At 69.9% G+C, this 23,613-nt stretch carries 27 protein-coding genes and 1 pseudogene; 13 read left to right on the top strand and 15 right to left on the bottom strand.

The window, feature by feature from the left end; translation table 11 throughout:
• Positions 1–11: 11 nt before the first annotated feature.
• From AC3AOF_RS29750 to AC3AOF_RS29765, 4 genes are all read right to left on the bottom strand, one after another.
• On the bottom strand, positions 12–371 hold the full coding sequence (locus AC3AOF_RS29750) for a YidH family protein (protein WP_091744790.1): 360 nt from the start codon (positions 369–371) through the stop codon (positions 12–14).
• Positions 368–1,255, bottom strand: coding sequence for a LysR family transcriptional regulator (locus AC3AOF_RS29755; RefSeq protein WP_091744788.1), 888 nt, complete (start codon positions 1,253–1,255; stop codon positions 368–370). The genes AC3AOF_RS29750 and AC3AOF_RS29755 overlap by 4 nt, the downstream gene beginning before the upstream one ends.
• A 79-nt stretch (positions 1,256–1,334) precedes the next feature.
• Positions 1,335–2,132: an anti-sigma factor family protein gene (locus AC3AOF_RS29760; protein WP_048427050.1), complete on the bottom strand. Its 798-nt coding sequence runs from the start codon at positions 2,130–2,132 to the stop codon at positions 1,335–1,337.
• Positions 2,129–2,641, bottom strand: coding sequence for a sigma-70 family RNA polymerase sigma factor (locus AC3AOF_RS29765; RefSeq protein WP_048427049.1), 513 nt, complete (start codon positions 2,639–2,641; stop codon positions 2,129–2,131). Before AC3AOF_RS29765 ends, AC3AOF_RS29760 begins: the two co-directional genes overlap by 4 nt.
• 211 nt (positions 2,642–2,852) lie before the next feature.
• On the opposite strand from AC3AOF_RS29765, the gene copM reads away from it, so the two are divergent.
• Positions 2,853–3,254 (top strand): CopM family metallochaperone, encoded by a 402-nt coding sequence (gene copM / locus AC3AOF_RS29770; protein ID WP_048427048.1) that lies wholly within the window; start codon positions 2,853–2,855, stop codon positions 3,252–3,254.
• Positions 3,255–3,290: 36 nt separating this feature from the next.
• The gene (locus tag AC3AOF_RS29775; RefSeq protein ID WP_091744786.1) at positions 3,291–4,730 is read left to right on the top strand and encodes a YncE family protein; all 1,440 of its coding nucleotides are present in this window, start codon (positions 3,291–3,293) and stop codon (positions 4,728–4,730) included.
• A gap of 54 nt (positions 4,731–4,784) precedes the next feature.
• Here the strand turns inward: AC3AOF_RS29775 and AC3AOF_RS29780 are convergent.
• From AC3AOF_RS29780 to AC3AOF_RS29800, 5 genes and pseudogenes are all read right to left on the bottom strand, one after another.
• A pseudogene (locus AC3AOF_RS29780) lies at positions 4,785–4,886 on the bottom strand (EamA family transporter); the annotation flags it as partial.
• Positions 4,887–5,081: 195 nt separating this feature from the next.
• Positions 5,082–5,549, bottom strand: a complete 468-nt coding sequence (locus AC3AOF_RS29785; protein ID WP_488347313.1) for a hypothetical protein — start codon at positions 5,547–5,549, stop codon at positions 5,082–5,084.
• 54 nt (positions 5,550–5,603) lie between these two features.
• Positions 5,604–5,894 (bottom strand): hypothetical protein, encoded by a 291-nt coding sequence (locus AC3AOF_RS29790; protein ID WP_488347314.1) that lies wholly within the window; start codon positions 5,892–5,894, stop codon positions 5,604–5,606.
• A gap of 174 nt (positions 5,895–6,068) precedes the next feature.
• Complete coding sequence (locus AC3AOF_RS29795; protein WP_488347315.1) at positions 6,069–7,679, bottom strand: tyrosine-type recombinase/integrase; 1,611 nt, start codon at positions 7,677–7,679, stop codon at positions 6,069–6,071.
• A gap of 119 nt (positions 7,680–7,798) precedes the next feature.
• Positions 7,799–8,011: a hypothetical protein gene (locus tag AC3AOF_RS29800; protein WP_488347316.1), complete on the bottom strand. Its 213-nt coding sequence runs from the start codon at positions 8,009–8,011 to the stop codon at positions 7,799–7,801.
• Positions 8,012–8,522: 511 nt separating this feature from the next.
• On the opposite strand from AC3AOF_RS29800, the gene AC3AOF_RS29805 reads away from it, so the two are divergent.
• From AC3AOF_RS29805 to AC3AOF_RS29820, 4 genes are all read left to right on the top strand, one after another.
• A complete protein-coding gene (locus AC3AOF_RS29805) occupies positions 8,523–8,837 on the top strand; it encodes an ArsR/SmtB family transcription factor (protein ID WP_442919213.1) in 315 nt (104 codons plus the stop codon).
• Positions 8,834–9,190 (top strand): SRPBCC family protein, encoded by a 357-nt coding sequence (locus AC3AOF_RS29810; RefSeq protein WP_236987485.1) that lies wholly within the window; start codon positions 8,834–8,836, stop codon positions 9,188–9,190. Before AC3AOF_RS29805 ends, AC3AOF_RS29810 begins: the two co-directional genes overlap by 4 nt.
• A gap of 60 nt (positions 9,191–9,250) precedes the next feature.
• On the top strand, positions 9,251–9,862 hold the full coding sequence (locus AC3AOF_RS29815; protein WP_236987484.1) for an ATP-dependent Clp protease proteolytic subunit: 612 nt from the start codon (positions 9,251–9,253) through the stop codon (positions 9,860–9,862).
• Positions 9,863–9,961: 99 nt separating this feature from the next.
• A complete protein-coding gene (locus AC3AOF_RS29820; RefSeq protein WP_488347317.1) occupies positions 9,962–10,831 on the top strand; it encodes an alpha/beta fold hydrolase in 870 nt (289 codons plus the stop codon).
• A gap of 189 nt (positions 10,832–11,020) precedes the next feature.
• Here the strand turns inward: AC3AOF_RS29820 and aroQ are convergent, their stop codons facing one another.
• From aroQ to AC3AOF_RS29845, 5 genes are all read right to left on the bottom strand, one after another.
• Positions 11,021–11,467, bottom strand: a complete 447-nt coding sequence (aroQ, locus tag AC3AOF_RS29825) for a type II 3-dehydroquinate dehydratase (protein WP_236987482.1) — start codon at positions 11,465–11,467, stop codon at positions 11,021–11,023.
• 21 nt (positions 11,468–11,488) lie between these two features.
• The gene (locus tag AC3AOF_RS29830) at positions 11,489–12,322 is read right to left on the bottom strand and encodes a shikimate dehydrogenase family protein (RefSeq protein ID WP_236987481.1); all 834 of its coding nucleotides are present in this window, start codon (positions 12,320–12,322) and stop codon (positions 11,489–11,491) included.
• A gap of 155 nt (positions 12,323–12,477) precedes the next feature.
• Positions 12,478–13,839 (bottom strand): MFS transporter, encoded by a 1,362-nt coding sequence (locus AC3AOF_RS29835; RefSeq protein ID WP_236987480.1) that lies wholly within the window; start codon positions 13,837–13,839, stop codon positions 12,478–12,480.
• A gap of 144 nt (positions 13,840–13,983) precedes the next feature.
• Entirely contained in the window at positions 13,984–14,793 is an 810-nt protein-coding gene (locus tag AC3AOF_RS29840; protein ID WP_236987479.1) for a sugar phosphate isomerase/epimerase family protein, read from the bottom strand.
• A 35-nt stretch (positions 14,794–14,828) separates the two neighbouring features.
• Positions 14,829–15,521: a GntR family transcriptional regulator gene (locus tag AC3AOF_RS29845; protein ID WP_488349072.1), complete on the bottom strand. Its 693-nt coding sequence runs from the start codon at positions 15,519–15,521 to the stop codon at positions 14,829–14,831.
• 448 nt (positions 15,522–15,969) lie between these two features.
• Here AC3AOF_RS29845 and AC3AOF_RS29850 point away from each other — a divergent pair, with 448 nt between their 5' ends.
• The 5 genes from AC3AOF_RS29850 (at position 15,970) to AC3AOF_RS29870 (ending at position 21,035) form a co-directional block, all read left to right on the top strand.
• The gene (locus tag AC3AOF_RS29850) at positions 15,970–16,863 is read left to right on the top strand and encodes a dioxygenase family protein (protein WP_236987478.1); all 894 of its coding nucleotides are present in this window, start codon (positions 15,970–15,972) and stop codon (positions 16,861–16,863) included.
• 20 nt (positions 16,864–16,883) lie between these two features.
• Positions 16,884–17,666: a 2-oxo-hept-4-ene-1,7-dioate hydratase gene (gene hpaH / locus AC3AOF_RS29855; RefSeq protein ID WP_236987477.1), complete on the top strand. Its 783-nt coding sequence runs from the start codon at positions 16,884–16,886 to the stop codon at positions 17,664–17,666.
• Positions 17,667–17,675: 9 nt separating this feature from the next.
• A complete protein-coding gene (gene hpaI / locus AC3AOF_RS29860) occupies positions 17,676–18,437 on the top strand; it encodes a 4-hydroxy-2-oxoheptanedioate aldolase (RefSeq protein ID WP_488347318.1) in 762 nt (253 codons plus the stop codon).
• A 71-nt stretch (positions 18,438–18,508) separates the two neighbouring features.
• On the top strand, positions 18,509–20,008 hold the full coding sequence (locus tag AC3AOF_RS29865; RefSeq protein WP_488347319.1) for a CoA-acylating methylmalonate-semialdehyde dehydrogenase: 1,500 nt from the start codon (positions 18,509–18,511) through the stop codon (positions 20,006–20,008).
• 301 nt (positions 20,009–20,309) lie between these two features.
• Positions 20,310–21,035 (top strand): transporter substrate-binding domain-containing protein, encoded by a 726-nt coding sequence (locus AC3AOF_RS29870; protein WP_488347320.1) that lies wholly within the window; start codon positions 20,310–20,312, stop codon positions 21,033–21,035.
• Positions 21,036–21,139: 104 nt separating this feature from the next.
• Here the strand turns inward: AC3AOF_RS29870 and AC3AOF_RS29875 are convergent, their stop codons facing one another.
• Complete coding sequence (locus tag AC3AOF_RS29875) at positions 21,140–21,850, bottom strand: alanyl-tRNA editing protein (protein WP_488347321.1); 711 nt, start codon at positions 21,848–21,850, stop codon at positions 21,140–21,142.
• 142 nt (positions 21,851–21,992) lie between these two features.
• On the opposite strand from AC3AOF_RS29875, the gene AC3AOF_RS29880 reads away from it, so the two are divergent.
• Together AC3AOF_RS29880 and AC3AOF_RS29885 are read left to right on the top strand one after the other, a co-directional pair.
• On the top strand, positions 21,993–22,472 hold the full coding sequence (locus tag AC3AOF_RS29880) for a response regulator (protein WP_203157164.1): 480 nt from the start codon (positions 21,993–21,995) through the stop codon (positions 22,470–22,472).
• Between the two features lie 147 nt (positions 22,473–22,619).
• Complete coding sequence (locus AC3AOF_RS29885) at positions 22,620–23,612, top strand: ABC transporter substrate-binding protein (protein WP_488347322.1); 993 nt, start codon at positions 22,620–22,622, stop codon at positions 23,610–23,612.
• The last annotated feature ends 1 nt before the right edge of the window (position 23,613 follow it).

Raw genomic sequence — 23,613 nt, forward strand, 5'->3', positions numbered from 1 at the left:
CCGGGAGGTACTCAGACCTGCCACAGCGTCACGGCCGCGAGGCTCGCGACGGCGGAGAGCAGGAGCGCGATGCCGAGGGTCAGGGCGCGGGGCATCATCCGCATCGGTGCCGACGCGAGGGACCGCCTCACGGCGTGATCGCGCCAGGCCGCCGCACAAAAACATCCGAATGCGCAGGCGACGAGCGCCAGGGCCATGATCCGCAGCGGCCAGCCGGGCAGCACCTCCGACAGGAAGCGTTGCGCGGCCAAACCGACGCTCAGGAACGCGAGCCCGGTGCGCAGCCACGCGGCGTAGGTGCGTTCCGCGGCGAGCACCGTCCGGTCTTCTGCCAGCCGCACGCGCGGATCGTCGGGTTCGACGTTGCTCACGGCTCGGCCCCCCGGATCAGGTCGAGCAGGGCATCCGCGGCCCGGCTGCGGTATCGCTCCTTGTGGCGTAGGACCCGGAAGGTGCGTGCCGGCAGACCGAGCGGCACGGCGACGAGTGTCCCGTTCCGCAGGGAGGGGGCGACCACCGCCTCCGACAGGACGCTCGCGCCGGCCCCCGCCGCGACGGCGGCGAGCACCGCCTCGTTCGAGGGCAGTTCCAGCGCCACGGTGAGCGCGTCGGGTGCGAGGCCGGCGGCCGCGACGGCGGATTCGAGAGCCGAGCGCGTCCCGGATCCGGGTTCGCGCAGCACCCAGGCGATTGCGGCGAGGTCCGAGGGGCCCGGCTGCGAGCAGCCGGCCAGTTCGTGCCCGGGGCGGACCACGAGGACGAGCCGATCCTCCGCGACCGGAAGGCTCGCGAGGCCGTCATCCTCGACGGCGCCCTCCACGAAGCCGAGCTCCGCCATTCCCGAGCGGACCGCTTCGGCTGCCTGCGCGGTATTGCCGATGCCGAGCCGCAGGATGATGTCCGGATAGGCCGCCCGGAACGCGACGAGGTGGCGAGGCAGCCAATGACCGGCGATGGTCTGGCTCGCGCGGATGGCGAGGGTGCCGCGGCGCAGGCCGCTCAGGTCGGCGAGCACCTGCTCGGCCGCCTCGGCGCGGGCGAGCACCGCGCGTGCCTCCGCGAGGAACAGGCGGCCGGCCTCGGTCAGCTCGATGCCCCGCCCGACCCGGTGGAACAGCTTGACGGCGTGCCGGCCCTCCAGGGCGGCGATGGCCGCGCTGACCGCCGACTGGACGAGGTTGAGCGCCTCGGCGGCCCGGGTGACGTGCTGGCGCTCGGCCACCGCCACGAAGATGCGCAGCTGGTCGAGGGTCATGGCCGTCCGGACGGCCCCGGCACGCGTTCCGTCATGCTCGCTCCCCCTGCCCATCTTCTCGACCGAGCTTGGCCCGGCGTCACCGCGGCCCGCTTTCTCGTCCGCTCGCCTGGGCGTCGACCGCCTCGGCGACCCGCAGCAGCCGCGCTTCGTCCGTGCGCGCGGTCACCACGTAGGCCATCCCGGCATCGATCCACGAGAAAGCGGCGACGTCGCCCTCGCGGGCGTAGCGGAAGACGCCGCGTCCCCCGGCCGCGCCGGCGCGGCTGTAGAGCGTCAGGCGGGTGCCGCGGTCGTCGTCATACATCAGCATCGCCGCCGGCTCGTCGCCGGCCGGCAGCAGGCGCCCGCCCATCAGGCGGAACCCTTGGGACTGCAAATCCGGCGCCCTGACCGGCCGGCCGACGCGCCGCGAGAGCCACTGCTCCAGATGCGGCGTCCCGTCGGCGCGGACCTCGACCGGATGGACGGCCTCGACCACGTAGGTGCGAAAGGCCGAAACCGCCGCCTGCGTCATCGGCTCGACCGGCGCCGCCGCGGGCGGTACCGCCCCGCGCCCGACCCAACCCACCGCCCCGCCGAAGGCGAGGCAGACCATCGCCGCCGCGGCGCCCGGCAGCCAGCGGCTGCTTCGGGCGGGACGCGGGCGCGCCAGATGGGCGACCCGCAGCCGGGCCGGGATCGGCTCGTCGGCGATCGGGGCGAGGCGGGCGCGCAGGCGGGCGCGGGCCTGCCCGTCGGCGGCGACCCGGGCCGCCGCGTCCGGGTGCTCGGCGAGCCAGGCCTCGACGGTGGCGCGGCGGCCGGGATCGAGCTGGCCGTCCACGAAGGCGTGAAGATCGTCCTCGCCGACGGGCCGGGGGTCGGACGCGGTCATTTCACCCTCCGCAGGTGTCCGGTGACGACGGTCGGTGCGAGGTCCAGGAAAGCGCGCATCCGGCCCCGCGCCCGGCTCAAGCGCGACATCACCGTGCCGATCGGCACGGCGAGCACCGCGGCGGCCTCGGCATAGGACATGTCCTCGACCGCGACGAGGAGCAGGACCGAGCGTTGATCCTCGGGCAGGCCGGCGAGCCCGTCGAGCACGTCCCGGACGCCGAGGGCGGCCCCGGGATCGGCGGAGGCATCCGCGACGTCGTCGAGCAGCTCCGGGCCGACCTCGACGCCGCGGCGGCCGCGCCCCCCTTCGAGGTAGCGGTTGCGCAGGATCGCGAACAGCCAGGCGCGCAGGTCGCCGTCCCGGCGGCGCTGCGGCCAGGCCCGGATCGCGCGTTCGAGGGCGTCCTGGACGAGGTCGTCGGCCGCCTCGCGCTCGCGCAGGAGCGCGACGGCGTAGCGCCGCAACGCCGGGATCTGCGGCTCGATCAGGGCGGCGAGGTCGTCCAAGGCGTTCTCCACAAGGGCGCTCTTCGGGGCGGGCGGTGGCGGATGGATGCCGCGGCTCGCGACGAAAGATGCCGGATGAGGCCGCGGTATTCCCCCGTCCGGTCGGAAAATCGCATCACGCAGCCGTGATCGGTGCGTTTCGCCCGGTCGGGGAATATCCGCCGCTCCCCGGCATCTCTCCCGGCGTGACCTTCGAGAACCGGGAGAGACGATGCGCGGCGCACCAACGGCGATCCTGATCGCCACCCTGATGGCCGGCGGCCTGGCGGGCGGCGGCATGATGATGATGCGGACCGGGCATGCCGAGAGCGCCCCGGACGGCTTCGACGCGCTGATGGCCCAGTCGATGACCCGGATGCACGCCGACATGGCCGTGCCGCCCTCCGGCGATCCGGACCGGGACTTCGCCGCCATGATGATCCCGCACCACCAGGGCGCGATCGATATGGCGAAAGCCGAACTCGCCTATGGGCGCGACCCCGTCCTGCGCCGGCTCGCCCAGGGCATCATCGTCGAGCAGGCCCAGGAGATCGAGGTCATGCGGCGCGCGCTCGCCGAGCGCCCTCCCGCCGCTTCCGCCACGCCGAAAGCTCCGGCCCCGCACCATCACTGAGCCGGCCGACCCACACACCCAGCGAGACGACATCCGATGCGACACCTCATTCCGGCGGCCCTCGTGCTCGCCCTTCTCGGCGGAACCGCGCTCGCGGGCCAGGCGCCTGGCCCCGCCTCGGCGCCCGACGTGCCGGTCGGCCCCCGCGACCGCTTCTATACCTCGGACCAGTTCTCCAACACGGTCTCGGTGATCGACCCCGCCGCCAACACGCTCCTCGGCGTCATCCGCCTCGGCGACACCACGCCCGCGAACCTGAGCCCGCTCTATCGCGGCCAGCTCCTCGTGCACGGCATGGGTTTCTCGCCCGATCGCAAGACCCTGCTCGCGGTCTCGATCGGCTCGAACTCGGTCAGCTTCATCGACACCGCCACCAATACCGTGCGGCACACGACCTATGTCGGCCGCTCGCCGCACGAGGCGTTCTTCACGCCGGACGGGCGCGAGGTCTGGGTCAGCGTGCGCGGAGAGGATTACGTGGCGATCCTCGACGCGGCGACGGGCAAGGAGACGGGCCGGATCACGGTGCCGAACGGGCCCGGCATGACGATCTTCTCGCCCGACGGCCGGTACGGCTACGTCTGCTCCAGCTTCAGCCCCGAGACGGTCGCGATCGAGGTCAAGAGCCGGCAGATCGTCGGGCGGATCAAGCAGGAGAGCCCGTTCTGCCCCGACATCGCGGCGACGCCCGACGGCAGCCAGGTCTGGTTCACCCTGAAGGATGTCGGCCGGGTCCAGGTCTTCGAGGCCTCGCCGCCGTTCAAGCCGCTCAAGACCCTCGAGACGGGGCCGATCACCAATCACGTCAACATCGCCCGCACCAGGGCCGGCCAGTTCGCCTACGTGACGGTGGGCGGGCTCAACCAGGTCAAGGTGTTCCGCACCGACGACTTCTCGCAGGTCGCGACGATCCCGACCGGCGCGCTCCCGCACGGCCTCTGGCCCTCGGGCGACGGGTCGCGGGTCTATGTCGGCCTGGAGAATGCCGATGCGGTCGCGGTAATCGACACCGGCACCAACGCCGTCGCCGCGACGATCCCGATCGGCCAGGGCCCGCAGGGCGTCGCCTACCTGCCCGAGGCGGTCCCGGAGGGTGCGGGCGCCCCGAACCTGCAGCCCCTCGGCGCGGCCGGCCAGTCAAGCCGGCTGACCCTCGACGGGCCGGACGGCAAGCCGGCGACGCAGGTGACGCTGTTCGACCAGGGCGTGCTGCAGACGCTGCAGGCCGCGGTCACCGGGCTAACGCCGAAGAGACCCTACCTGCTCGCTCTCTCCACCGACCCGAAGGGCACCGGAACGCTGGAGCCGCTCGCCGCCTTCATGACGAACCCTGCGGGCGCCGCCATCGTCAACGCAGTCGGACCGATCCGCCAGGTGACGCAGAACCCGAACGCCGCGGCGCGGCGCATCCTCGTGATCGTCGAGGGCAAGCCCGGCGAGACCGGCGCGACGGTCCAGGTCCAAGCCGTGCAGTAACGGTGCCGAGGGGGCGGTCGTCGGATCGCCCCCTTCCGTTTCGGGGGGCCATCCTCACGCCCGGTAGGCGACCAGCACGGCGCCGGCGGCGATGAGCGCGATGCCGAGCCAGTTCGGGGCGGCCAGCCGCTCGCCCAGGAACAGCCCAAAATATACCCCCTAATATGCTCGGGCACCTGCTAAGCAATCACGGCCCTCTGAAGTCCGCTGTCGGACGGCGAGCGACCATTCGAACAGCCAGTGGCGAAGGTCTGGAAATGGCGCAATCCGGCCGCTCGGCATCCATTCGGCAAACCGGTGCTTCCCACCCTCAGCGGCCCTTCGCAAGGCCAAGATGATCCGGTTTAAACCCTAGCCCTCTCCGTCCCGCTCCCGGCGCTCCCTCGCCTGCAAGGCTTCCTCGATGAGTTCCGCGACCCGCTGCGCCGCGGCGCGGGACCGCTTGGCCCGGACGGCGACGATGCGGGTCGGGGGCGCCCCCGGCGCGGAGACGACCAAGCCGCCGTCGGCGCGCAGGCGCACGGTGGCGACCACGTCCTCCGTGGCGGCCTTACGCACGGGCGGGGGCTCCACGTCCCTCGATAGGTCGACGTAGCTGCCCGAGGCCCGCATGCGCGCGACGCGCTCCTCGAAGGCCCGGGTCCCCGCGCCCTTGGCCGCCTCGGCTTCCAGAATGGCGGCCCGCTCCTCCGGCGGGAGGGCGAGCCACGCCGGATCAGGGACGTCCTCGACGTGCCCGGCCGGCCGCCGGGGCGGGGCCAGCCCATCAAGGACGCGGGCGGTCTCGGGCGGGTATGTGGGCTCGTCGGGATCGGGCATGCCCGCAGGATCGCGCCGGCCGGGACCCGGGGCAAGCTCGGGCGGGTGCTGAGGTCAGGCCCGCGCGACGGCCGCCTCGACGATCCGCGTGACCGTCAGGCTCACCGGGCCGATATCCCAACCATTAAAGCGTCCGGTCACGATACAGCCGATAGCCCTCTGGATCCGGCGGACGCGGTTTTGTGGCGTTTCCCTGTCGGTAAAGGGCCGGAAAAGTTCTGCGTGGTCGATGTGAAACGACCGCCCTGCGAACCGGCTGACGAGGAACGCTACCTCCTCGTCCGTGGCGCGGGGCAGCGCATCGCGGATGAGGGTCTCGGCCTGGCTGAGTGGGATTTCCCGCATGAGAAGGCTCCTGCCCGGCGCGGCGGCCGGTGCGATCGATGGGAGCCCTCAAGGGGATGCGGGAGGCTGACCGGCCGGAGCCGGTCCCCTATGCCAAGATGATGCCCCTGCGGAGGGGGCGCCGCAAGGCCAGGGTCTGTCCGGTAAGCGGACATAGCTGAAGGGGAGGGGGCCTCACCGCCGGATCTTCTTCTCTGCCTTCGGCTTCCGTGGCCGGCCTGGCCCACGCACGACAGGCTCGGGATCCGGTGTGGGCTCGGGCGGATCGACCGGGGGGGCAGATCGCAGCATCCGCTCGACGATCGGCCGCTCGCGCTCGTACGTATCGAGCACGTGCCGGACCCACACATTCATGCCCCGGGCCTTGAGCGGGAACCTCTGAGCCCTCGCGTAGACCCTTCGCGTGATGTCTTCGACCCTCGCGTCTTCATCGTCCTTCTTGCCGGTGCTGTGCGCCAGGATCGCGCTGCCGGCGCCGCCAAGTTCCTCGTCGGCCAGGTAGGAGGAGAGCGTCCGGCGGGCATCGTGCGGGGTCCAATGCCGGACCCCGACGAGCTTCAGCCAGTCCCTCTTGCGGGCGGTGACGGCGCCCTTTTTGCCCTTCTTCGCCTTACCTTGCAGCCGGTAGAACATCTGATTGAGGCCGTCCGACGTGACGTGCTTGCCGCTCGCTCGGCTGGGGAATAGCCAGTTCGTCTCGTTCTCCCGCTCGAACCGGGCGAGTACCTCAAGCGCCTCGGGCGGAATGGGCAGGCCGTGTGGGCGCGCCGCCGACGTACCGCCCTTCATTTCCTCGCCGGTCCAAGTCCAGGCGAGCCAACCGGGGTGGTCGGGCACGTCGATGATGCCATCCCGCCGGGTACACCCGAGGGCACCGGTCCGCTGTGCGGTCAGGACCACGGCCCACAGCGCCGCGATCGTCCCCGGTGTTGTCTCCTGGTCCGTGCCGCCGAGCGCCCTGCAGTGCTCCGCGACAAGGATCGTGCGGACGAGCTCTGTCACCGTAGGCGTATGCTCGCGCGTGTCCGCCTTGTACCGGACCTTGGCCCGATTAGACCACCAGGGGACGTCTTGCTCAGTCCAGCCGCAGAGGCCCGAGTGATCACTGTGGCCCCAGTCGAGCGCCGCGCGGGCGTTCGACATCGCCCGGGACGCCGTGCTCGGCGCCTGGTTCCGCACAAGGGCGTCCCTAATTTTCTCGAGCCTTGCCAGGGTTAGGCTGCTCACTGGCGTCTTGGCGATTTCATCGAACTCGGGCAGGCGCAGGGACCGTTCGTACTGCGGCTGCCAGCTCTCCCTTAGCGTCGGAAGATGCGCTTCGAGATAGAGGTCGACGAGATCCCGCCACTGCCACGGCCCCTTGCGGCGGCGTTCTTCCTGAGGTGTTTCGGGTGGCAAATGCTCACTCGGCGGATAAGCCAGCTCGACCGCCTTCGGTAGGGCCGTGCCTTCGCCGAGTGACCGCTCGAAGATCCCTGCGTCGAACTTGGGGTCAAACCCGGCGGCGAAGTCCAGACGCGCTCGTGCGGCGGCGATCCGGGCGGCCTGCAGGTCCAGCACGTCGACGCCCCCGAGCCGGATCGTGCCCCGGCGGTGGCGCAGGTACCAAGTCGCGCTCGCCCTCGTAACCCGGAGCGTCAGGCCGGCGGCGTCCTTGGCCGTGTCCGCGAACTCGATGCCGCGGCCGGGGACCTGGCCTTCGTCGATCATCCGCATCGCCCTAGCCACGGTTTGCGCCGTGAGATGGACGCGCTCGCGCTCGTAGCCCTGTCGCTCCTTCGCCACCGTGACCTCCAACCGGGATACAACGGGGGATACAACACGGCCCTGCGCGGCCCTGCAACGCAGCGGACTGCGCAGAAATGCAATATATCTGTGTGATATAAGTGATTTAGCTGGGGTGGTTAATAGGTTTTGCGGGTGCCAGTAAACCCGTCTCTAAAGCTTCCCAAGCTGAATGTCGTCGGTTCGATCCCGATCGCCCGCTCCATAGTTTTCAAGAACTTAGCTTGGGTCGGTGGTATCCGCGAGCGGATCTGTTCCACCCAGAATCCTCGTCCGTCCGGCGCCAGCACATGACCCTTGTCCGGATGGCGGGCAGAGGCGGCCTTCGTCATCGCCGATCGCGAGGGACGTGATCGGGACATCGGGCCTGCTTCGGCTGCTTGGCCTCCCCCACCCATTGACGGCTCGCCTTCATCGCACCGACGCGGCGCGGCGCGCGCCCCACGGAGGACGAGGTCGCCGGCCTCGCCGTCGAATGCTGCGGATGCGCCATCGAACGCGCCAACGCTGACATGCCGGCTCCGTTCGGCCCGTGGGACGCCGCCTGCATCGAACTCGGCGCATCCGAACGCCCGTCGGCTGCCTGATTGCCGGTCGGGGGACAGCTGGGCCCGCGGGACGGTCGGTTGGCCGGTCGAACGCCTCGTCGAGGCGGAGGCCTGTATCCCGTAGCCGGATTTCCTGTGTCGAGTTCCGGCGCTCTCGCGAAGGATCGGCGGTTCCCTTCCGGAACCCGCCACGCCCGTCGACGCGCCCGTGCTGCGGACGAGGCGTCCACGTCCCGCGTTTCGCGGCAGGCGCTCCGGGCTTGCGTATGACATAAGCATCTGCTTATCTATTGCCATGGTTGAGGACGACATCTTCCGGGCCCTGGCGGACCCCACCCGACGCGCGATCTTCGAGAAGCTCGCGGGCGGGCGCATGAACGCCAGCGCGCTCCGCCAGGGCATGGCGATCAGCCAGCCGGCGATGTCCCAGCATCTCGCCGTGCTGCGGGGCGCCGGGCTCGTGCGCGAGGAGCGGCAGGGCCGTTTCGTGAACTACGACGTCGATCCGGCCGGGGTGGCGCTCATCGCGCAGTGGCTGGCGAAGTACCGCGCCTACTGGCCCGCCCGTATCGACGCGCTCAAGGCCGTGCTGAAGGAGATGGATCAATGAGCGACGCGGCGTGCGACGAGCCCGGCCCCGGCATCGAGCAGGCCTACGAGCTGAGCGAACCGCCCGCGAAGGTGTGGCGCGCGCTCAGCATCCCGGCGCTTCGGGAGCATTGGCTGCCCGGGGCGGCGCTGGCCGCGCCCGAACCGATTGCCGTCACGCCAGGGTGCGAGGTCAGCTACCGGATGCGCGAGGCCACCCCGCCGTACCTTGAGAGCACGGTGACGTTCCGCATCGCCCCGAACGGGACGGGCGGCACCTGCCTGCGCATCGTTCACGACCTGACGGATGCCCGGTTCGCGCCGCTGACGACGACCGCCGCGAACGGCAACGCCCCCGTGCTGCGCGCCGCCTGACGCGGCTCGTACCAAGGCTTACCCCATCCAAGTCCCATCCCGGAAGATCGGAGGTCGCCGATGCGCGACGCGATGCAACTCGTCCCTATGGTCGTCGAGCAGTCCAGCCGCGGGGAACGGTCCTTCGACATCTATTCCCGCCTCCTGCGTGAGCGCATCGTCTTCCTCAACGGGGAGGTGAACGACACGGTCTCGGCGCTGGTCTGCGCCCAGCTCCTGTTCCTGGAGGCCGAGAATCCGACGCGGCCGATCCACCTCTACATCAATTCGCCGGGCGGCGTCGTCACGAGCGGCTTTGCCATGTACGACACGATGCGCCACATCCGCGCTCCGGTGCATACGCTGTGCATGGGGATGGCCTACTCGATGGGCTCGTTCCTGCTCATGGCCGGCGAGCCCGGGGAGCGGGCCGTACTGCCCAATGCCAGCATCCTCGTCCACCAGCCGCTCGGGGGATACAAGGGACAGGCATCCGACATTCTCATCCACGCCCAGGAGACGCTGCGAACCAAGCAGCGCATGACGCGGCTCTATGCCGAGCATTGCGGGCGGTCCTACGAGGAGTTCGAGCGCGCCATGGACCGCGACCGCTTCATGACGGCGGAGGAGGCGCTCGACTGGGGCCTCGTCGACCGCATCCTCCCTCCCGCGCGAACGGGCGGCCTCGCGTAGGGTGCAGGGCGCACGAGGGCCGAGCCTGCGGCGAACGTCATGTTACCGAAACCCCAAGCGCGTCAGCGCGCGGACCCGACCACGTGGAGGATCGTCACGATGCTCATCTTCGTGAACGGAGTGCGACTCTTCGTGGATGTCGCCAATTTCGGCCTCGTGCCTGACGGCGACACCCTGCGCGAGAAGCCGACCCTCCTCATGCTGCACGGCGGGCCGGGCTGGGATCACGTCGGCTTCAAGGAGGCATTCGCAGGCTTGAGCGATGTCGCCCAGGTGGTCTTCTGCGATCTTCGCGGCAACGGCCGCAGCGAGGGAGACGATCCAGCGACCTGGAACCTGGCGCAGTGGGCCGACGACGTGAAGGGCCTCTGCGACGCGCTCGGCATCGTCCGGCCCATCGTCTGCGGTCTCTCGTTCGGCGGCTTCGTCGCGCAAGCCTATGCCACCCGCTACCCCGACCACCCGGGCAAGCTCATCCTGCTCAGCACGGCCGCCAGGATCGACTTCCCGACGATCTTCGCCGCGTTCGAGCGTGTCGGCGGCCCGGACATCGGCGCGTTGGCCGAAAGCTACTGGATGAATCCAACCCCGGAGGGACGCGCCCGCTACATCGAGCGCTGCAGGCCGTTCTACCGGCACCGTCGTGACCGACCGCCCCCGAACCTCTCGCGCATCATCATGCGAACGGAGGTGGCACTGCACTTCAACGGGCCCCGGAACGAGCAAGGACGGTTCGACTTCCGCGATGACCTCGAAAGGTTGCGCTGCCCCGTGCTGCTGATGGCGGGTGAGCACGACCCCATCGTGCCGATACCTTTGGCCGAGGCGACAGCCGCGGCCATTCCCGCTCACCTCTTGCACTTCGAGCGTCTGGACCAGTGCGCCCACGACATTCATGGGGATGACCCGGATCGGGTGTTCGGTGCGATTCGCGACTTCATCGTCGCTCCGCACGCGCCGCCTGCTTGAGCGTCGAAAGGCGATCGGCTTGAGCATGCGAAGCGCCGCGGAGGGTGGACGGCGCTGCTCCGGGCATTCGATCGTGCCGCATCGTCTGCGACGAACCGGCAGCCCCTTCGTCGGACAATGCTCTCGCGAGAGGGTCCCCGTCCTGCGACGAAGACCCTCGATGCCGTCGGGTCCGGATGGGTCGGTGCGTCACGCCTTCGTGTCGATCAACTGCGCGACCCGGCGCAACGCCAGCAAGTATCCTTGCGTGCCGAGCCCCGCGATCACCCCGTCGGCGCGCAGCGAGACGTAGGAGTGATGGCGGAAGGCCTCGCGCTTGTGCACGTTCGAGATGTGCACCTCGATCACCGGCGCCTCGACGGTGTTGAGCGCGTCGAGGATCGCCACCGAGGTATGGGTGAAGGCCGCCGGGTTGATGACGATCCCGCCGGCGGTCTCGCGCGCCTCGTGGATCCAGTCGATGATCTCGTATTCGCGGTTCGACTGGTGGAAGCGGATCTCCAGGTCGAGCTCGCCGGCGAGCGCCCGGCACGAGGCCTCGACGTCGGCGAGCGTCTCGCTGCCGTAGATGTGCGGCTGGCGCTTGCCGAGCAGGTTCAGGTTCGGGCCGTTCAGCACGGTGACGAGGCGGCTCATGACGGGGCTCCTCCGGGATCCTCAGTACGACAGGCGGGCGACAGCCCGCAGTTCCTCGGCGGTCGTCGTGCCGAAGCCGAAGAATTCCAGGTAGGCGGGGATCTGCTCGAACAGCATGTCGGTCCCGACCTGGATCGGGCAGCCCTTCTCCAGGGCGGCGCGCAGGAACGGCGTATGCTCCTGCTTCATCACCACCTCGCCCACGAACGTGCCGGGCGCGATGCGGGTGACGTCCATCGGCAGGGGATCGCCGTCCCTCATGCCGAGCGGCGTGGCATTGACCACGACGTCGTAGCCGGCCGGGTCGTTGCTGCCGGTGACGACCTCCAGCGCCGTGTAATGCGCGCGCAGGCGTCCGGCGAGCGCCTCGGCGACGGCCGGATCGTGGTCGCAGACCCCGATCCCCGCGATGCCGGCCGCCGCCAGCGAGGCGGCGATGGCCGAGCCGACCCCGCCGCTGCCGACGACCAGGACCCGGGCGCCTGCGAGGTCGCGGCCCTTGCGCTGGACCCCGCGCACGAAGCCGGCACCGTCGAACATGTCGCCGACGAGCGTCCCGTCCGGGCGCCGCAGCACCGCGTTGCACGAGCCGGCGATCGTCGCGGTGGTGCTGACCTCGTCGAGCAGCCCGATCGTGGTGATCTTGTGCGGCATGGTGACGAGGGCGCCGCGGATGTTGGTGAGCCGGAACAGCGACCGGAACACATCCGGATAATCCTCGGCCTTGACGCCCATCGGCATCACCACGGCGTCGATCCCGCGCGATTCGAACCACGGATTGTAGATCATCGGCGCCTTGAACGACTCGGTCGGGTAGCCGAGATGGGCGATGAGGGTCGTGGTACCGCGGATCATGGTCTTGCCTCTCAGCAGGTTTCGCAAAAGCGGCCGCCGGTCTTGCGACAGAAAACTGCGAAAAATAAGAGCTTGGGCAGACTTGCGTCGGCCGCCAACGCAAGTCTGCCTTGTGGTTTGCGGGGCGGCCGGGAGGCCGCTCCCTGTTCCCGGTGCTACGCGGTCCGGACACGGACCGCGGCGGCTGCACGCCGCTTGCCGAGTTCGTTCATCGGCGTCCGATAGGTCTCGCGCGCGGTCGTGATCGAGACCGCCGCGATGGCGCAGGTGATCATGACGAAGATCGCGACGGGAACCCAGCCGTCCTGGCCCTGGCCCTGGAGGGCCGCCGCGATGCTGGGCGCGAAGCCGCCGATGGCGAAGCCGATCTGCGTGCTGATCGCCATGCCGGACAGGCGGATGCGGGTCTCGAACATCTCGGCGTAGAGGCACGGCCAGATGCCGTTCGCCGCGCTGTAGACGATGCCGGAGAGCAGGAGGCCCAGCACGTAGATCGGCGTGATGTCGGCCCGGCTGATCGCCCACAGATAGGGATAGATCAGCACGGCGCAGCCGATCGCCCCGAAGATGAAGACCGGGCGGCGGCCGATCCGATCGGCCAGCATGGCCCAGAGCGGGATCGCCGCGAGCGCGATCACGTTGGCGAGGATCAGCAGCGTCAGCATCGTCGGCCGCGGGATCTTCACCACGTTGACCGCGTAGGACAAGGTGTAGACCGCAAAGATCGTGCTCACCACGGAGATGATCGCGGCGAAGATCACCCGCACCACGTCCGGCCACTGGTTGCGGAACAGCGCCAGCACGGGGGCGGGCTCGCCCTGGTGCTGGTGCTTCTCCTCCTCGAAGGCGGGGGTCTCCGGCAGGGTGCGGCGGACCCAGAAGCCGACCGCGACGACGAGGGCGCTGAGGAAGAACGGGATGCGCCAGCCCCAGGACAGCATCTGGTCCTCGGGCATCGCCGAGACCGGCAGGAAGGCGAGCGTCGCCAGGATCAGGCCGGCCTGGGTGCCGCTCAAGGTGAAGCTGGTGAAGAAGGCGCGGCGGTGGGGTGGCGCGTGCTCCAGCGTCATCGAGCTGGCGCCGGCCTGCTCGCCGGCGGCCGAGACGCCTTGCAGCAGGCGCGCGATGACGAGCAGGATCGGCGCCAGGATGTCGGCCTGGCCGTAGGTCGGCAGGCAGCCGATCATGAAGGTCGAGAAGCCCATCAGGAGCAGCGTGAAGGTCAGCACCTTCTTGCGGCCGAAGCGGTCGCCGATATGGCCGAGCGCCACCGCGCCGAGGGGCCGGGTGATGTAGGCGACGCCGAAGGTCGCGAACGAGGCGATCGCCGCCGCCTGCGGGTTGTCGGGCGCGAAGAACAGCTTCGGGAAGATCAAAGCCGCGGCGGTGCCGTAGATGAAGAAGTCGTAGTATTCGACCGCGCTGCCGATCCAGCTCGCGAGCGCGGCCTTCTTCGGCTCGTGCGCGCCGGACGGTTCGTGCCCGGCAGTTTTTAATGAATTGCCCTGTATCGTCATGGTGGTTCCTCCCTCGTCAAGGCGCGCTGATCGTCGGCCTGGATCGGCAGGCTCCGGCGCATCGTTCGTGTTTTCTCGAGACCGGCGTGGCGTCCCGGATGCCGGCCAGGTCCGTGCGGATCGTAGCCGCGCCCGTACGGCGTTTCAGCCGGCGAGCACGCGCCGGGCCGCGGCCAGGTTCGTCCGCACGTGGTCCTCGGGCGTGGTGGTGCCGGTGACCGGCACCTCGATCGAGAGGGCGGTCGTGGGCGGCAGGGCCGCGACCAGCGCCTGCAGCGGCAGCGCCCCCTCGCCCGGGGGCAGGCGCCCCGCCCTGGCTTCCTGGATGATCGCCTCCGTCGAGTCCGGCGCCTGCGCCGGCGCGTCGCAGAGCTGCGCGTGGCGGATGAGGTGAGGCGGCACGGCGCGCACGTCCTCGGGCGACCCGCCCGTCCGGGCGAGGTGGAGCGCGTCGACGAGGACGCCGCCGTTCGGCCGGCCGGCGGCCTCGACCACCCGGACGGCATCGGGCAGGCTGGCGACCCGGCGCCAGGCCATGCATTCGAGGTCGACTCCCATCCCGAACCCGGCCGCGAGATCGCAGAGTTCGGCAAAGCGCGCGACGAGGCGCGGGCGGTCGGCATCGTCGCCGCACACGCTCAGGCGCCGGGCGCCGAGCCCCGCGGCGGCCTCGAGCATGCCGGACAGCGAGGCCGGCACGAAATCCTCCCCGACGACGACGAACTCGATGTCGTAGACGCGAAGGCCCTCGTCGGCGAGCGCCCGGCGCATCGCCCGGAAGGCGTCGCTCCCGGGCGGCAGCTCGTAGAACGGAGCCCCCGGAAAGGCCGGATGGAGCCGCAGGCCCACCGAGGCGCAGCCGGTCCGGGCGGCAAGCCGGACGAGGTCGACGGGCGGCACCCCGATGCAGGTGAAGTGGGCCAGGCCGAGCGGCCAGTCGGAGGAGGCATGCATGAGGGTCGCTCGAAGGATCGGGAAGGCGCTGGCGCTTACGGGGCGAGCCTGTCGGCGAGATGCCGCTGCAGGTTGGTGCCCGTCCGGTGGATGTGCTCGCGCAAGGCGGCACAGGCGAAGTCGGCGTCGCGGGCGACCGCGCCTTGCGCGATCTCGCTATGCTCCTGGGCGACGTTGCGGTCGCCCCCGGGCGTGCGGCGCAGGAACGAGCGGCGGTAGCGGTCGTTCAGGCTCAGGAGCACGCCGCAGAAATTGAGCAGCAGCGGCATGCGGCACCCGGCGATCAGCGTGAGGTGGAACTCGCGGTGATACGCCTCCCACCGCTCCAGCGTGTCGGGCTGCTCCGGATCGCGCTCGGTCCGGTTCATGCGGTGGAGGGCGCGCATCACGTCGCCCTCCCAGTCCACGGTGCCGATCGCGATCGCCTGGCGCAGGGCCAGGATCTCGAATTCCTCGCGCAGCCGCGTGATCTCCTCGAGGTTCGCGAGCGAGACCGGCGCGACGCGATAGCCGCGATTGTCCTCGAACACCACGAGGCCGTCGGCGATCAGCCGGGCGAGCGCCTCCCGGAGCGGGCTGAGCGAGACTCCGAAGCTGCCGCGGGCACGCTCCAGGTTGATCTTGCTGCCCGCCTCGAGCTGACCGGACACGATCGCCTCGCGTAAGCGATCGACGAGCTGGCTCGCCATCGTGTTCTTGCCGTCGTCGACCAGGGCGGGGCCCGGCATGGCCAGGGCAGACTGAATGCCGTCCCGGTCACCCGCAGCGCGTCGGCTCCTGGCCTCGGTCAAGACGCTCTCCCCCGACATGCGATTCGGCGCTTCGTCGACGATCCATAAGAAAAACGATTTTATTTGTCAATCACGGTGGCGCCGTCCCTGCGGCCGGGCGCCGTACCGGGTCGGGATGCGACTTGGCCCCGGAGGGAGGCCCGACCTCTCCCGATCGGTGATGCCAGTCAGAAAACCTTCTTCAATAGGGGGTCTTACCCTTAGCTGGGACAGCCCGAGAGTGCCCAGGACGGCGGGCACATCACGAGCACGGGTGGCGACGGGAGCGGTCCGATGCGCCGCATCCGGCGCTCTTTGGGAGCCCGGATCCCGCATCTTCACAATCGCTTCTTGACGAATAATCGATGATATGGGACCAGGGCGCAGATTCAGGGAGGCGGAAGCCATGCGTATCGAGCGCCAGCAGGACGTGACGCCTGCCGTTCTGGAGGTCATGGCGCGGACGCGCGATCCGCGCCTGCGCGAGATCATGACCTCGCTCATCACCCACCTGCACGGCTTCGTCCGCGACGTGCGCCTCACCGAGGCCGAGTTCCGCGACGCCACCGCGATCCTCAACGAGATCGGCGCGCTCGCCTCCGACACCCACAACGAGTTCGTGCTGATGGCCGGCTCGCTCGGCGTGTCCTCCCTCGTGTGCCTCCTCAACAACGGCGACCACGGCAACACCGAGACCTCGCAGTCGCTGCTCGGGCCGTTCTGGCGCCTCAACGCGCCGCGGGTCGAGAATGGCGGCACCATCGTGCGCTCCGACACGCCGGGCGACCCGCTCTTCGTCAATGCCCGGGTGATCGACGGCGAGGGACGGCCGATCGCCGGCGCCGAGGTCGATGTCTGGCACGCCTCGCCCGTTGGCCTCTACGAGAACCAGGATCCCGAGCAGGCCGAGATGAACCTGCGCGGCAAGTTCACCACCGATGACGACGGCCGGTTCTGGTTCCGCTCGGTGATGATGATCGGCTATCCGATCCCCACCGACGGGGTCGTCGGCCGGCTGCTGGCGGCGCAAGACCGCCACCCGATGCGCCCGGCCCACCTGCATGCCCTGATCTTCAAGCCGGGCTTCAAGGTGCTGATCTCGCAGGTCTACGACGCCAACGACCCGCATATCGATTCCGACGTGCAGTTCGGCGTGACCAAGGCGCTGGTCGGCGACTTCGTGCGCCACGATCGCCCGCATCCGGAGGCGGCCGATGCGACGGCGCCCTGGTACGCCCTCGACTACACCTACGTCATGGAGCCCGGCGAGGCCGTGCTGCCGCGCCCGCCGATCAAGTGAAACTCTGGAGGACACAAGCCGTGCTGAGCGACGACGACCACCGCAAGGCCGCCGAGGCCATCCTCAAGGCCGAGCGCGAGCGGGTGCCCTGCCCACAGCTCTCCAAGACCTTTCCCGGCATGGAGATCGCGGATGCCTACCGCGTCCAGGATCTCTGGGCCGAGGCCCGGATCGCCGCCGGCGCGCGCCTTGCCGGCCACAAGATCGGCCTGACCTCGCGCGCCATGCAGATGGCCTCGAAGATGACCGAGCCGGATTACGGCCGCATCCTCGACGACGCCCTGTTCAACGACGGGGCGCAAATCCGCACCGACCTGTTCATCAAGCCGCGGCTCGAAGTCGAGCTCGCATTCATCATGGGCGAGGACCTGTCGGGCCCGGGCTGCCGGATCTACGACGTGATGCGGGCGACCGAGTTCGTGGTCCCGGCCCTCGAGATCATCGATTACCGCACCGAGGTGCCGCGGGCGATCGTCGACACCATCGCGGACAATGCCGCCTTCGGGGCGATCGTGGTCGGCGGGCGCACGATCCGTCCCTTCGACGTCGACGTGCGCTGGATCGGCGCGACCCTGTCGCAGAACGGCATCATCGAGGAATCCGGCGTCTCGGCCGCCATCATGGGCCATCCGGCCGCGGGCGTCGCCTGGCTCGTCAACAAGCTCGCGGCGGTCGATTCCGGGTTGAAGAAGGGGCAGATCGTGCTCGGCGGCTCGTTCACCCGTCCCGTCGACATCAAAAAGGGCGACGTGATCCAGGCCGATTACGGCCCGATCGGCGCCATCGGCGTCTCCTTCGTCTGAGGCTTCAAGATGATCGAGAACCGCTTCAAGCGCGCCTTGCGCGAGGGCCGCCAGCAGATCGGCCTGTGGTGCAGCCTGCCGGGCTCCTACGCGGCGGAAGCCGTGGCGGGATCGGGCTACGACTGGCTGCTCTTCGACACCGAGCACTCGCCGGGCGATCCGCTCACCGTGCTGGCCCAGCTCCAGGCCGTGGCGCCCTACGACGTCTCGGCGGTGGTGCGGCCGGCCGCCAACGACGCGGTGCTGATCAAGCGCTTCCTCGATCTCGGCGCCCAGACCCTGCTGATCCCCTACGTGCAGGATGCCGACGAGGCGCGGGCTGCGGTCGCGGCGACGCGCTATCCCCCTGAGGGCGTGCGCGGCGTCTCCGGCCTCACCCGCGCCACGCGGTTCGGGCGGGTCCCGGGCTACGCCAGGCGCGCCGCCGAGGAGATCTGCCTGCTGGTGCAGGTCGAGACCGCTGAGGCGCTCGACCGGCTCGAGGAGATCTGCGCGGTCGAGGGGGTCGACGGCGTCTTCGTCGGGCCGGCGGACCTGGCGGCGAGCCTCGGCCATGTCGGCGAGCCCGGCCACCCGGAGGTGGTCGCAGCCGTGGAGGGCGCGGTGCGCCGCATCCGGGCTTCGGGCAAGCCCGCCGGCATCCTGACCCCCGACACGGCGTTTGCGAAACGCTGCATCGAGATCGGCACCACCTTCACGGCGGTCGCCATCGACGTCGGCGTGCTCGCCCGCGGCACCGAGGCCCTGGCGCGTCAGTTCAAGGCGGGCTGAGCCCGCGCCTCGTCCCTTTTTTGCAAGGCGGGCCGCGCCCGCTCCTCTTCCTTACCAAGACAGGACGACCCATGCCGACAGAGATCACCCACTTCGTCGACGGCGCCCGCACGCCCGGCCGCAGCGGCCGCACCGCGCCCGCCTTCAACCCCGCGACCGGCGAGGAGAGCGGCCGCGTCGCCCTCGCCAGCCGCGAGGAGGTCGATGCCGCCGTGGCGAGCGCGCGGCGCGCCTTCCCGCAATGGGCCGCGACCCCGCCTTTGCGCCGCGCCCGCATCCTCAACAAGTTCCTTCGCATCCTCGAGGACCGCATCGACGAGCTCGCCGCGGTGATCACCGCCGAGCACGGCAAGGTGCTCTCCGACGCCAAGGGCGAGATCCAGCGCGGCATGGAGGTGGTCGAGTTCGCCACCGGCGCGCCGCAGCTCCTCAAGGGCGAGATCACCGAGAATGTCGGCACGCGGGTGGATTCCCATTCGCTGCGCCAGCCCCTCGGGGTCGTGGCCGGCATCACGCCGTTCAACTTCCCCGCCATGGTGCCGATGTGGATGTTCCCCGTCGCGCTGGCCTGCGGCAACTGCTTCGTGCTCAAGCCCTCCGAGCGCGATCCCTCCGCCTCGCTGATCATGGCCGAGTGGCTGAAGGAAGCGGGGCTGCCCGACGGCGTGTTCCAGGTGATCCAGGGCGACAAGGAGGCGGTCGACGCCCTCCTGTACAACCCCGACATCCAGGCGGTGTCCTTCGTCGGCTCGACCCCGATCGCCAAGTACATCTACGAGACGGCGGCGCGCACCGGTAAGCGGGCGCAATGCCTCGGCGGGGCCAAGAACCACATGGTGGTGATGCCCGACGCCGACCTGGACCAGGCGGTCGACGCCCTGATGGGCGCCGCCTACGGCTCGGCCGGCGAGCGCTGCATGGCGATCTCGGTGGCGGTGCCGATCGGCGAGGAGACCGCCGACCGGCTGATGGAGAAGCTGATCCCGAAGGTGCGGGCGCTGAAGGTCGGGCCCGGCACCGATCCGGAGGCCGAGATGGGCCCGCTGGTCACCGCGCAGCACCGCGACAAGGTGAAGGGCTACATCGACCGCGGCGTCGCCGAGGGTGCCGATCTGGTGGTCGACGGCCGCGGCCTGACGCTCCAGGGCTACGAGAACGGCTACTTCGTCGGCGGCACCCTGTTCGACCGGGTCACGCCCGACATGACGATCTACAAGGAGGAGATCTTCGGGCCGGTGCTGGCCGTCGCCCGCGCGCCGGACTACGCGACCGCCGCGCAGATGATCAACGAGCACGAATTCGGCAACGGCACGGCGATCTTCACCCGGGACGGCGACGCGGCGCGGGAATTCGCCCACCAGATCCAGGTCGGGATGGTCGGCATCAACGTGCCGATCCCGGTGCCGATGGCGTTCCACTCCTTCGGCGGCTGGAAGGCCTCGCTGTTCGGCGACCACCACATGCACGGACCGGAGGGCGTGCGCTTCTACACCCGGCTCAAGACCATCACGACCCGCTGGCCCACCGGCATCCGCGCCGGCGCCGAGTTCGTGATGCCGACGATGAAGTAACGGCGGCGGCGGCGAGGGAGACGGCGACAGCCCGGGCTCTTACTCGCCGCCTCCCGGCCGGACGCCCCGCGCAACCTGGATGCCCGGCATGGGCCGCTTCGGCAGCATCCTCGGCGCCGATATCGGGCGACGTGCTCCTGGGGCTCGTCTGGAAAATCCAGGCCATCCCGATCGCCCCGGCATGTCCGACCCTCCCGGCGGCCGCCATCCGGTCCAAGGGACGACGGACGGCCGAGGCAGGGGGCGGCCGGGCTGCGCCTGAGCGCGAGGCGCGGTCTCGATGAGGGGGAGACACCAACGAATGAGTGAGTGTGGTCACCACGGCGCACGGGCTCTCGACCCGGCCGCATCCCGGCCCCTGCGCATCGCGATCAACCTCGCCAACACGGCGCTCGTGCGGACCCGGGAGCACGACGGCGAACCGCACGGGATCGCCGTCGACCTCGGCCGCGCCCTCGGCGAGTGGCTCGGTCGGCCGGTCCGCCTCGTGACCTTCCCGTCGGCCGGATCGCTCATGGCGTCCCTCGGCGAGGAGGGGTGGGACGTCGCGTTCATCGCCGTCGATCCGGCCCGCGCCGAGCGCGTGACGTACAGCCGCCCCTACATGCAGATCGAGGGCGTCTTCGCCGTTCGGGAGACGAGTTCACTGCGAAGTGGGGACGAGGTCGACCGGCCGCGGGTGCGGGTCGCGTCGGCGGCCGGGGCCGCCTATCACGGCCATCTGCTCCGGTCCCTCCGGCAGGCCGAGCTGGTGGCGATGCCGACGCCGAACGAGGCTCTGCGTCGTCTCCGCGAGGGCGGGTGCGAGGTTGCGGCAGGCGTGAGGCAGGCCGTCGAGGCGTTCGCGGCCGAAGGCGGCGACCTCCGTGTCCTGCCGGGCCGGTTCATGGCGATCGAACAGGCGATCGCCGTGCCGCGGCACTCGGCGCTCGGAGTGGACCTGCTGGACGCATTTCTCGCTCACGCGACGACGAAGAGTCTGATCGAAGTCGCGTCGACTGCCGGCGACCGCGTCGACACGAAGTAGCGCGGTCGTGAAGCGCTCCAGGCCCGGCGAGCCGACGGCATGACCGCGACTGGCAGGTCCGCTTCTCCTACAGAGCGGATCTGCCAGTCGAATCGATCCCAGGTTCAAGCCAGCGACAGCCGCACGCGCCGGTTCTGCTTGCCCTTCTTCTCGATCGCCGTGACGGTGGCTTTGCCGATCTCGCCCGTGCGGCTCACATGGGTGCCGCCGCAGGGCTGGAGGTCGAGGCCCTCGATCGCCACCAGCCGCACCCGGCCGCTGCCGATCGGCGGCTTCACCGACATCGTCTTGACGAGGCCGGGATTGGCCAGGAGCTCCTCGTCGCTGATCCAGCGCGTCGTCACGGCGGCATCCTGCGCGATCATCTCCGTTAAGCGCGCCGTCACCGCCTCCTTGTCGAGGCCGGCATCCGGGATGTCGAAATCGAGCCGGCCCTCGCCGTCGCCGATCGAGCCGCCGGTGACCGGGTAGGGGAGGGCGACCGAGAGCAGGTGGAGGGCGGTGTGCACCCGCATGCGGGCGTGGCGCAACGGCCAGTCGAGGACGAGGCGGACAGGCTCACCGGGGGCCGGCAGAGCGGTGCCCGGCGCGACGCGGTGCAGGATCGTGCGCTTGTCGGGACCGTAGACGGTGTCGAGAACGGCGATCTCGCTGCCGTCCTCCCGCACCATCCGGCCGCGGTCGCCGGGCTGGCCGCCGCCCTGCGCGTAGAACAGGGTCCGGTCGAGAACGAGGCCGGCCTCGTCCGCCGCCACGATCCGGCCTTCCGCCTCGCGGAGATACGCATCGTCGCGGAAGAGGAGTTCGGTGGACATGCGTGCGCTCCGTTCTCGAGGGAGCGCGACACTGCCCCGCCGCCGCGCCGCCGTCGAGGTTGGGTTTACGTTAACCATCTCGGTTAGCGAAGCCGCAGGGTTGATCGTGCTTAACCTCTGGTCAGTCGAGACCGAGCCCGCGATGATCGCCACCCCGACCTTCCCGGACCTGTCGGCCCTCGTGGTCGACGAGAGCCTCTATATCCGCCGCATCGTGCGCGACATGCTGATGCGCGTCGGCATCAAGCGCCTGCTCGAGGCGCCGGACGGCGCGGAGGCGCTCGGCGTGCTCGCCGAGAGCAAGCCCGATCTCGTCGTGCTCGACTGGGACCTTGCGATCCTGTCCGGCGAGGAGTTCATTCGCCTCGCCCGCACCCCGGCCACCTCGCCGGCCCCGACCGTGCCGATCATCCTGATGCTGGCCCAGCCGCGCCGCAACGTGGTCGACCGGGCGATCAATCTCGGGGTCAACGAGATCATCGCCAAGCCGTTCTCGCCCAAGACCCTGTGGTCGCGCCTCGACGAGGTCATCAACCGGCCGCGGCCGTTCTCGCAGGTCAAGAGCCTGCTGCGGCCCCAGCCGCGGCTGCCCGCCGCGGCGGTGGTCAAGGGCATGCTCTGACGCGGTCGAGTACGCGCGGCGATTTAATCCGCGAGTCTAAAGTCTTATCCCTGGCGCCGTAATCCGGCTTTCGGCCGGCTCGACCTTTGTCCAGTATCCGGCACCAAACCGGGCGCCCCTGCCGTCCGGACGGACAGGGAGAGACCCATGCTCACGCGCCTCGCCGCCATCGCCGCCGTCTGGGCGGCCGTCGCCGGCCCGGCCGCCGCCCAGGACGTCGTGCGTCTCGGCAACCTGAAATTCGCCCATTACGGCGCGATCTCCTACATGAAGGAGATCGCGGCCAAGTATAACCTCAAGATCGACGAGAAGCAGTTCGCCAAGGGCGCCGACATCTATCCGGCGATGGCGGTCGACCAGATCGACATCGCGGCCTCGGGCGCCGACGGCGCGGTGGCGGCGCGCGGCAACGGCGTGAAGCTCCTGGTGGTGGCGGGCTTCGCGAATGGCGGCGTGCGCATCCTCGGCCGGCCCGATCTCGGCGCCAAGACGCTCGCCGACGTGAAGGGCAAGAAGGTCGCGGTGGTGCGCGGCGGCACCCAGGACCTGATGCTGCTCGCCGAGCTGGAGAAGAACGGCCTGACCTGGTCGGAGCGGCCGGGCAAGGACGTGCAGCTCGTCTACTTCAACAACTACGCCGACCTGAACCAGGCGCTGGCGCAGAAATACGTCGACGTGATCTGCCAGAGCGAGCCGCAATCGACGCAAGCCATCTCGAACGGCTGGGGCTACGAGATCGTCAAGCCCTACGACACCCCGGTCGGCGTGCCCTACCGCCCGCTGGTCATGACCGAGAAGATGTATACCGAGAAGCCGGAGGTCGCTGCCCGCGTCCTCAAGCTCTTCGTCGAGGCGACCAAGACCTTCATCGAGAAGCCGGACCTCGCGGAAAAATACGTCCGCGACACGGTCTTCAAGGGCCAGCTCAGCAGCAAGGATTTCCGCGATTCGATGGAGAACGCGGATTACACCTACGACATGCCCGCCGGCCACATGCAGGTCACGGCCGACCTGATGCACAAGTATGGTCTCGGCAAGATGGTGAACCCGCCGAAGGGCGACGCCGAATGGGTCAAGCTCGACCTGCTCGAGAAGGCGAAGGCCGAGCTCGGCGCCAAGGCCAATACCAAAACGAACTGAG

The organism is Methylobacterium sp. 142-1Y (genome assembly GCF_057747795.1).

Bases quoted from the DNA above. Each gene is read 5' to 3' on its own strand.
- AC3AOF_RS29755 (WP_091744788.1), bottom strand. From the start codon at position 1,255: ATGACCCTCGACCAGCTGCGCATCTTCGTGGCGGTGGCCGAGCGCCAG.
- AC3AOF_RS29760 (WP_048427050.1), bottom strand. From the start codon at position 2,132: ATGACCGCGTCCGACCCCCGGCCCGTCGGCGAGGACGATCTTCACGCC.
- copM (WP_048427048.1), top strand. From the start codon at position 2,853: ATGCGCGGCGCACCAACGGCGATCCTGATCGCCACCCTGATGGCCGGC.
- AC3AOF_RS29775 (WP_091744786.1), top strand. From the start codon at position 3,291: ATGCGACACCTCATTCCGGCGGCCCTCGTGCTCGCCCTTCTCGGCGGA.
- AC3AOF_RS29785 (WP_488347313.1), bottom strand. From the start codon at position 5,549: ATGCCCGATCCCGACGAGCCCACATACCCGCCCGAGACCGCCCGCGTC.
- AC3AOF_RS29790 (WP_488347314.1), bottom strand. From the start codon at position 5,894: ATGCGGGAAATCCCACTCAGCCAGGCCGAGACCCTCATCCGCGATGCG.
- AC3AOF_RS29800 (WP_488347316.1), bottom strand. From the start codon at position 8,011: ATGACGAAGGCCGCCTCTGCCCGCCATCCGGACAAGGGTCATGTGCTG.
- AC3AOF_RS29805 (WP_442919213.1), top strand. From the start codon at position 8,523: ATGGTTGAGGACGACATCTTCCGGGCCCTGGCGGACCCCACCCGACGC.
- AC3AOF_RS29810 (WP_236987485.1), top strand. From the start codon at position 8,834: ATGAGCGACGCGGCGTGCGACGAGCCCGGCCCCGGCATCGAGCAGGCC.
- AC3AOF_RS29815 (WP_236987484.1), top strand. From the start codon at position 9,251: ATGCGCGACGCGATGCAACTCGTCCCTATGGTCGTCGAGCAGTCCAGC.
- AC3AOF_RS29820 (WP_488347317.1), top strand. From the start codon at position 9,962: ATGCTCATCTTCGTGAACGGAGTGCGACTCTTCGTGGATGTCGCCAAT.
- aroQ (WP_236987482.1), bottom strand. From the start codon at position 11,467: ATGAGCCGCCTCGTCACCGTGCTGAACGGCCCGAACCTGAACCTGCTC.
- AC3AOF_RS29830 (WP_236987481.1), bottom strand. From the start codon at position 12,322: ATGATCCGCGGTACCACGACCCTCATCGCCCATCTCGGCTACCCGACC.
- AC3AOF_RS29835 (WP_236987480.1), bottom strand. From the start codon at position 13,839: ATGACGATACAGGGCAATTCATTAAAAACTGCCGGGCACGAACCGTCC.
- AC3AOF_RS29840 (WP_236987479.1), bottom strand. From the start codon at position 14,793: ATGCATGCCTCCTCCGACTGGCCGCTCGGCCTGGCCCACTTCACCTGC.
- AC3AOF_RS29845 (WP_488349072.1), bottom strand. From the start codon at position 15,521: ATGCCGGGCCCCGCCCTGGTCGACGACGGCAAGAACACGATGGCGAGC.
- AC3AOF_RS29850 (WP_236987478.1), top strand. From the start codon at position 15,970: ATGCGTATCGAGCGCCAGCAGGACGTGACGCCTGCCGTTCTGGAGGTC.
- hpaI (WP_488347318.1), top strand. From the start codon at position 17,676: ATGATCGAGAACCGCTTCAAGCGCGCCTTGCGCGAGGGCCGCCAGCAG.
- AC3AOF_RS29865 (WP_488347319.1), top strand. From the start codon at position 18,509: ATGCCGACAGAGATCACCCACTTCGTCGACGGCGCCCGCACGCCCGGC.
- AC3AOF_RS29870 (WP_488347320.1), top strand. From the start codon at position 20,310: ATGAGTGAGTGTGGTCACCACGGCGCACGGGCTCTCGACCCGGCCGCA.
- AC3AOF_RS29875 (WP_488347321.1), bottom strand. From the start codon at position 21,850: ATGTCCACCGAACTCCTCTTCCGCGACGATGCGTATCTCCGCGAGGCG.
- AC3AOF_RS29880 (WP_203157164.1), top strand. From the start codon at position 21,993: ATGATCGCCACCCCGACCTTCCCGGACCTGTCGGCCCTCGTGGTCGAC.
- AC3AOF_RS29885 (WP_488347322.1), top strand. From the start codon at position 22,620: ATGCTCACGCGCCTCGCCGCCATCGCCGCCGTCTGGGCGGCCGTCGCC.